The 7,065-nt window shown below is 49.6% G+C and carries 3 protein-coding genes and 3 pseudogenes; 1 reads left to right on the top strand and 5 read right to left on the bottom strand.

Annotated features, from left to right (window positions below; translation table 11 throughout):
• Window positions 1-149 (top strand): annotated as a pseudogene (locus F7Q90_RS24045) (IS630 family transposase); the annotation flags it as partial.
• Between the two features lie 24 nt (window positions 150-173).
• On the opposite strand, the gene F7Q90_RS24040 reads toward F7Q90_RS24045, so the two are convergent.
• The 5 genes and pseudogenes from F7Q90_RS24040 to F7Q90_RS24015 all read right to left on the bottom strand — a co-directional run.
• Window positions 174-677 carry a contact-dependent growth inhibition system immunity protein gene (locus F7Q90_RS24040; RefSeq protein WP_044241431.1) on the bottom strand — a complete coding sequence of 168 codons (504 nt, stop codon included), beginning with the start codon at window positions 675-677 and terminating at the stop codon, window positions 174-176.
• Window positions 677-1,132, bottom strand: coding sequence for an endonuclease toxin domain-containing protein (locus tag F7Q90_RS27425; RefSeq protein WP_237166079.1), 456 nt, complete (start codon window positions 1,130-1,132; stop codon window positions 677-679). Before F7Q90_RS27425 ends, F7Q90_RS24040 begins: the two co-directional genes overlap by 1 nt.
• Window positions 1,129-1,569, bottom strand: a complete 441-nt coding sequence (locus F7Q90_RS28175; protein ID WP_455906704.1) for a hemagglutinin — start codon at window positions 1,567-1,569, stop codon at window positions 1,129-1,131. The genes F7Q90_RS27425 and F7Q90_RS28175 overlap by 4 nt, the downstream gene beginning before the upstream one ends.
• Window positions 1,549-6,605 (bottom strand): annotated as a pseudogene (locus tag F7Q90_RS27420) (hemagglutinin repeat-containing protein); the annotation flags it as partial. The gene F7Q90_RS28175 and the pseudogene F7Q90_RS27420, both read right to left, overlap by 21 nt.
• A gap of 311 nt (window positions 6,606-6,916) precedes the next feature.
• Window positions 6,917-7,065 (bottom strand): annotated as a pseudogene (locus F7Q90_RS24015) (IS630 family transposase); the annotation flags it as partial.

Raw genomic sequence — 7,065 nt, 5'->3', positions numbered from 1 at the left:
ATGTCGAACGGTTGTGGCAGGCGCTTCATGAGACAATAACCCGAAATCACCAGTGCAGTTCAATGTGGCAACTGTTGAAAAAGGTCCATCACTTTATGAATACCGTCAGCCCATTCCCCGGGGGAAAACATGGGCTGGCTAAAGTGTAGCGGTATTAGGATCAGTTATTTAGGTTAACCTTTGCAGCGACTTAATGCCAGGCGAAGGCCAGCACCAATTTCAGCAGGAGAGTTGTGGGTAGAAAGAACAACATCTTCAAGGCCATCTCCTTTTGTTCTTCCCCATGCTTCCAGTTTTTCATGGCGAGTGGGCCGTATGGTGATAACTCCATTCACACAATGGATAATGCAATGTTTCATATGCTTGAATAAAGCGCGTTTGGTTTTATAACCGTATTTATCCATCAACATGGCAATCCAAGCCGCATACTTCTCCTTGCCTTTCTCAAGGTCAAAAAAAGCAACACGACCCTCTAAATTATTCAGTGTCCGGCTATTGGATAAAGCCTGTAATATAGTTTCACCAACATATTCGTCGTCAGCTTCAGGAAGTAGTAAATGGGGAGGGAACAGTGGATCTGCACTAGTTCTTCCTAGTCCTGATTGAGTTTCAATCAGTAAAAATTCATTAGTAAAATAACAAGTTGCCCAATAATCCTGTTCTTTATTAAATTTCATTATTTCACCTGAGTCACTTTAACGGTTACACTCTGACTTTTACCGTACTCAATAGCCCTATTTATCTCTATCCATTGTGTTTTAGTAGTATTGGCCGGAACTGCAAGTTGGATTTCTCTATTAGAGATCATTGAAGAATCAAGGGAAGTCTTCGAAAGGGTATATGTCTCAAATTTAGCTGCCGCATCAATATTTCCCTTAATCGAACTGTAAACCTGATTCGGATTATTCAGCTTCGCCATTGTCTGCGTATCCATTGTTTTAGCACTGACGGCTGTTTTAGTCGCGCCATCATAATAATCAAAGGTTTTGAATTTCTGAGGCAAGCGAGCATCAGCAGGCAGAACTTTACCAACATAATCCTCCCACGGCATCCCCTGCTTCATATTGCCCAGCCCCCACTGTATTCCGACTTCTGAGGCCTTAACTGTCGCCGTTGCCGTATTGCGGCTCAAAACGACATCGCCGCTTTGGTTATATTACTTGCCAGCAGCCCGCCAGAGACCAGTAGGGCCTGATTATCCGGATCAGACACAAAAGCCGCATACTTTGTCCATTCAGGGCTGCTTTGATCTATCTTCGCTAGATCCTGACCGTTCCATTGCTGAACGTAGGCTTTGGCTTCCTTACTGGTCATGACATCGGCACCGACACCACTCAACCAGCCGGGACGATCTTCCATATCATAGCCGCCCTGAGCGATTTCCTTATCAACAACTTGGGCTTCCAGCGGATTATCTTTCAGCTTCTGCTCAGTTTCAGCACTCTGTTTATCGCTAATCTGTTTCCACTTCTCGATAACAGCCTGGCAGTCACCACCGGATTTTCGACAGTTCGACAGCTCTTTATCGAACGTCAGCGACTGATCAGGACTCAACGAGTTATTCTCCACCTCAGTCCGCGCCGCCGAGCCACCGCTTCCTGCCCCGGTGCCGGCGCCCACAGCACCGCCCACTCCAGCGCCCGCAAGCGTAACTATATTGGCAATCAACTGTTTTTCATCGGCTGTGAGGAGAGCTGCTTCTTTACCGAAAAACAGCTTGCTGAGCGCATCGTTGGTGCCCAGAGCAGCGGCTGTGAATCCACCCGCCGCAGCGCCAGCCACGCTACCACCCTGAGCCTTGGCAATAAGACCGGAGGCCAGTGTATGAAGCAGGATGCGCATGGCATCATTGTCACCAGATGCCTGCTTAATCATTTGAGCAAGTAACGGTGCCGCACCTGCAGCGACTGCACCGCTGGCATTTCCGCCTGCAAGCGCTGAGAATACGCCGCTTACTGCCTGCGCAGCAATCTGCATTTTGGAGCCTATGCCATATTTTTCTTCTGTTTGCTTGTCGAGGCTACTGAGCACCAGGCTCTTTTGTTCTTGTGTCAGCTTATTGAAAGCAGGGTCATCCTTCAGCTTGTCAAGCTGCTCATTCTTTTCTTTCTCCTTTAAATAATCGAACGTCGATTGAATGGCCTGCTGACCTAACGCCGTCATCTCGCGCTGCACGTCAAGGTTATCCTGCACTTTCTGCGCATTAAAGTGATCACTCAGTGCGCGCGATGCGGAATCCGTATCCCGGCTCAGCGTTGCCAAATCCTGTTTCTGAGAAGCAGGATCGCGAATATCAATCGTGCCTGCTGACACCGCACTGTGTGTAACCGAATCCGCACCTGCTTTTACCTGCGTAAGACCTGCTGAAGGCATACCGGATGTGCTGGCACTGATGCCATAACCACTTCCCCCGCTCTTCGCGTGATTATCTATATCACTCCAGCCCAGCGTACCGGTGCTGAGATGGTTTTTATCCGGCGTCGCAGAAGAGGCGATAACTGCACCGTCAAGCTGAGTGTGGTTGCCGACGTAAATGTTATAGCCACCGTCGCCCGCCCTGATGCCGCTCTGCTGCTGTACCGAAGCATAATCATTGTAAATTTTACTGCCGCTCATGCTGGCGCTGCCCTGTACCGGTACGCCTGCGCAAATGGGTGGCACGCAGAGACTGGCACTAAATCCGGACGAACTCTGATGGCTGTCGTAGGTTGACTGATCCTGCTGACTCGCAATGTTCAGATTGCGTCCTGCATTAAGCTCAACATGATTACCCTTCAGACCGGCGCCGTTAAGCGTGACGTCCTGACCAGCTTTGACCGATAAATCTCCCCTGGCAGTAATGTCACTGTTATGGTGGGTAACGCTGCTGCCATTGGCATTCGCGCTGTTCTGGCTTGCCGCTAATTCAATGGAGAAACCGTTCTGACTGCCTCCCAGCCCAAAACCGACACCAACACCATAGTGATTACCGCCACTGGTCGACTCTTGACTGGTCTGATCCTGGGCTGAACTTAAGGCGATATCTTTACCTGCCGTTAAGGCGACATTGTCACCGCTGATTTTAGCGCCCTTGCCGGTGATGTTTTCTGCTGCCGTTAAGGTCGTATCGCCCTGAGACTTGAGTACTGAACCACTCTGAACCGTACTGCTTTGCTCAACAGACTGGTGGCTGGTTCCCGCTGTAGCGCTAACGGAGACTTTGATCGCAGCCGTGTTTTGTGTCGCGGCGGATAAAGCCGTTAACGCAGCCTGGGCGGCATAAATAGCCTGCAAGCGAGGATCGCTGTTGTTCTTGTGTGCATCCGCAACTTTGTCTGCCGCCTGAGCAATACTCACCGCATAGCCTGACACCTGTGCTGTTACGCCATATTGTGCCGATTTGCTGTTGCTGCTGGCGCGGTTGCTGTCCTCAGAGGGGTTAAGATTGATATTCCTGCCATCAACATTTAATGCGTTACCTGCATAAACGTCTGCGCCCTGAAGACTGATATCCTTACCGGCAGAGACTGATACATTCCCCTGCTCGCTTACCACACCACTGCGAAGGTTGCTCTGCTGGGTTCCCGTCTGGGCTTTATTCCACGCCGTACTGCCCCAGCCCAGGGTTCCGCTGTAGCCATCCCCGCCCAGCGATCCGATTAAAGTGCTTCCACCCTGCGCAGAAATGTCCTGCTTATCTTCACCTGTCGTCAGGTTTACGTTGCCCTGTTTTGCCGTCAGTGTAACTGACTGCTTACCGGTCACCGTTGAACCGGAAAGATTGATGTCCCCTTTATCACTGTCGATGCTAACCGTATTTCCGGTTACCGACGAAGTATGCTGCGTGAGATAGCTGGCATTACTGGTTTGCTGTTCACGTGCAATCCCCACAGGCGATGCCGGGGAGCCATGATTTGGCGAGTTTCCCACCATCCGTACAAATCCAGCTGGCGATGCACCCGACGTCAGACTCAACCGCTTGCTGCTGCTTTCACTACTAACTGACTGACTGTCCTGAGACGTTACAATATCGACATTGTTAGTGGCCTTAAGCTCAGCCTTATTTCCGGCTGCAACCGAACTGCCTTGCAGGAGGATATTACCATCGGGTCCATTACCTTTCGCTTTCAGCAGCACGTTGACCGAAGCGCTTAGTGAGCTGCCGCTTTGATAAATACTGTTACTTTGCTGGTCAGCTTTTGAAGAAGAGCGGTTGTAGGTCAGGCTCAATCCTGGGCTATCCAGCATTGAGGCACCGAGTTCATTACCTGCGGCTTTAGCTTGCTGATAGGTTGAACTGTTTTGATGCATTGCATCACGCAGATTACGTACGGTGTCCAGCGGAGTTCCACTGAGGCTTAAACCAAAACCTGAACTTTTACTCTCCTGATGCGTACTTTCAGATATGCGATCTTGTCCCGCCATCAGAGCAATATTCTTCGCAGTGACGGTGATATCACCGTTGCTTCCTCCCGCTATAACATCACTGCCTTTAACCAGCGCATTATTCCCTGCAGTCACGGTAACAGCGCCATCGGCAGCGCCGATCAGGCTGCGTGCGTCGCTCTGAGTCACTTTCGCGCCTTTATATTCGCTTTTGGCGGATTGTTTACCGTAACTAATCCCTAATCCTGAGCTGCCAAAACCACTTTTCTTCTCTTCTTTCAGTCGGTAAGTGGATTGCGTATCTGTTGCAGCCAGAACGTTGACATCATTACCGGCATTCAGCTCAACACCTTTCTGCCCCGCAACAGATGAGCCCTGAACGGTGAGATTATTCCCCGCTATAATGGTGACGTTATCACCACTCAGCTGCGTTGATTTTTCATTCGTTGCCTTGTCTTCCTCAACCGTGTGCGTGGTCTTTTTATTCAGGAAGCCCTTTTTAGTTTTGGTTTCTTCTTTGTAGTAATAGTCGCTTTCGGTCGCGGTATTCAGGTTAACGTCGCGCCCGGCTTGCAGCGCGATATCCCGCTGTGCCGTCACGTCTGTCGCCTGAGTGTTGATATCGCGTCCGGCAGCCATGGTCGTACTGCCACCACTGGCGATTTCCGTGCCCTGCTGGCGCACGGTTTCACTGATAACGGTTTTTTTGTCGCCCCTTTCGCTGTAACCGGAACCGGTAGCGTCGGCATTCAGGTTGATATCCCGGCCCGCTTTCAGCGCAGCATTGCCGGTGGCAGCGATGGCGGCGGCCTGACTGTTGATGTCCTGACCCGCAGAAAGGCTGAGACTACCGCCGCTGCTGACAGCCGTGCGATCCAGTCCGGTGGAATGGGATTCCTGGTTGCCATTTCTGCTGTTCTGGCTGTTGGTAGCACTGCTGAGGGGCTTTGTTGAATAAATGGATTTTATGCTGTGGTACTATGAAAACGGTTGTTTCAGATAACATAAAATCAATGCATTACATGCTTGCGTATGACGGTGTTCTGTCTGGCATCAGCGTTTTCTACCAAAACAGTGCAGACAAAACAGAATGATTACCTATTATTCAACAAAGCCCTGCTGAGGTTCAGATCATTGCCCGCTTGTAGCGAAGCATCATTTGCAGCGTTAAGATTACTGGCCATCACATTTAAATCATGGCCTGACTGGATCGCCAGATTATGGCCTGCCGAAATTTGGCTGGCTGTGTTGGTAATTTTTTGCGTACTGCTGTTTTGAAAACCGAAGCCATTAATTTTAAAACTATCTGTTTTCTGATTACTGGTAATGGCAATATCGTGCCATGCGTTCATTAACAGCTCACTGCCAGAACTAAGGCTGGCTCCTTTTACGTTGATGTCATTGCCCGCTTTGAGGCTTAGTGTATCCAGGGATGTTATTGCCGCTGTTTGCCCAACCAACGTTTGACGTGCCGATGCATTATCTCGATAACCCGCAGACGCACTTGTTTGCCAAAGCGTGGTCAGGGTGTTGTTGTTGATATCGCCATTAATACTCTCAAGCGCGACCTTTTTACCGCTGATGTTCGAACTGACATTGTTAATATTATTTATCGCGGTCAGCTGCAGACTTTCGCCCGCATAAAGTATGCCTGCATTGAGGTTATTCACGCTGTTCTGACTGCTCACAGCCAGGTTATTTTTTGCAGTAATGGTGCTGCCGCTGTTGGTAATATCACCACCGGAAAGCGTTACGTTGTTACCCGCAATCACGCTGCCGTCATGCATTTTCACATCTTTAGACGATAAATAGACTTTGGGCACCATCACCGTTTCGCCATTTATCGTCGCGGCTTCCCACCAGACAATACTTTTATCAAGTGAGGCTACCTGCTGAGCGGACAGTGAAACACCAAACTGTAATCCCAGCGCGCGTTGCGCAGAAGCAGCGTTATCCATGAGATAGCGCATCTGATCCAGTTCGGAACCAATGCCGTTCAGGTAACGGCTGCCGGTCTGGTTTAGCACCACGTTACTGACGTAGCGCGTATCAAAGGCCGCATCGCCAAGGAAACGGTAGTCGTAATTTGGCTTGAGGTTGAGACGATCAAGCAGATAAGACGACCCCAGGAACGTGGTTTTATCAGTATAAAGCTGACGCGTTTCCTGCGGTGCCTGGCCGGGCTGCCGGCCAAGCAGGGCGTTAAGATCGCCAAACAGACTGTTATCCAGTTGTCCCAGACGGCTTTGTTGAATAAATGGATTTTATGCTGTGGTACTATGAAAACGGTTGTTTCAGATAACATAAAATCAATGCATTACATGCTTGCGTATGACGGTGTTCTGTCTGGCATCAGCGTTTTCTACCAAAACAGTGCAGACAAAACAGAATGATTACCTATTATTCAACAAAGCCGTCCCAGACCGTTAAGTTTTGGATTGAGAGTGATTAAATAGGGGCTTTTACTGTTGCCAAAAACAAAATAGCCATTATCGTCAGACGGAATCGGATAGGCGCTGATATCCACACTAAATAACTGATCCTAATACCGCTACACTTTAGCCAGCCCATGTTTTCCCCCGGGGAATGGGCTGACGGTATTCATAAAGTGATGGACCTTTTTCAACAGTTGCCACATTGAACTGCACTGGTGATTTCGGGTTATTGTCTCATGAAGCGCCTGCCACAACCGTTCGACAT

It is taken from the genome of Pantoea stewartii subsp. stewartii (assembly GCF_008801695.1).
Classification (GTDB): domain Bacteria; phylum Pseudomonadota; class Gammaproteobacteria; order Enterobacterales; family Enterobacteriaceae; genus Pantoea; species Pantoea stewartii.
The sequence above is the reverse complement of the archived record's forward strand: the minus strand, read 5'-3'. Positions and strand labels throughout refer to the sequence as shown.